Origin of the sequence: Stenotrophomonas maltophilia group sp. Smal13 (genome assembly GCF_030236855.1) — a bacterium.
GTDB classification, from domain to species: Bacteria; Pseudomonadota; Gammaproteobacteria; order Xanthomonadales; family Xanthomonadaceae; genus Stenotrophomonas; species Stenotrophomonas maltophilia_A.
This window is the reverse complement of sequence record NZ_JASJSQ010000097.1, coordinates 1-570: the sequence shown is the minus strand read 5'-3', so window position 1 is coordinate 570 and position 570 is coordinate 1. Positions and strand designations below refer to the sequence as shown.

Below are 570 nucleotides of genomic sequence, written 5' to 3'. Positions count from 1 at the left end.
CCACCGAACCCGTGCGCCCAGGCTTCCCTGACATCGTCCCGCCGCCGGTGAAGGGCAGCAGCCCCTGGGGCCAGGTCACCGCCAGCGAACCGACCCCGCGCCCGGCCAGCGTGCGTCCCGGGGAGGCCCCCCTGCCCGCGACCCCACGCGCCTACACCGACATCAAGAGCTATCACGCGCATATCTACTTCGACGAGGACAGCTTCGAGAAAGCTGCGCTGCTGCGGCGCTGGGCGGCCGAGCGCTTCCCGGTGGAGCTGGGCAACTGGAACCTGGAACCACGCGGACCGCACGTCACCCCGTCGTTCTATTTCGGCTTCACCAACGACCTGCTGCCGGTGCTGGTGCCCTGGCTGCAGCTCAACAGCCTGGGCCTGACCATCCTGATCCACCCCAATACCGGTGATGGCCGCGCCGACCATCTGTATTACGCGTTGTGGGTGAACCGCGCGCAGCCGGTGAACGCCTACAACTGGCCGGCACCGAAGCCGGGGGAACGGGAGCCCTTGGAGGAGGTGTTCCCGAACGTGGTGCCGACGGTGCCGCTGGAGACGTGAGCGGGTGCGTGGC

Annotated in this window: 1 protein-coding gene; it reads left to right on the top strand. The window is 68.8% G+C overall.

Annotation, left to right across the window (positions count from 1 at the left end; translation table 11 throughout):
* On the top strand, positions 1-557 hold a 557-nt coding region (locus tag QRO95_RS21700), incomplete at its 5' end, for a DOPA 4,5-dioxygenase family protein (RefSeq protein ID WP_285303455.1).
* Positions 558-570: the final 13 nt, after the last annotated feature.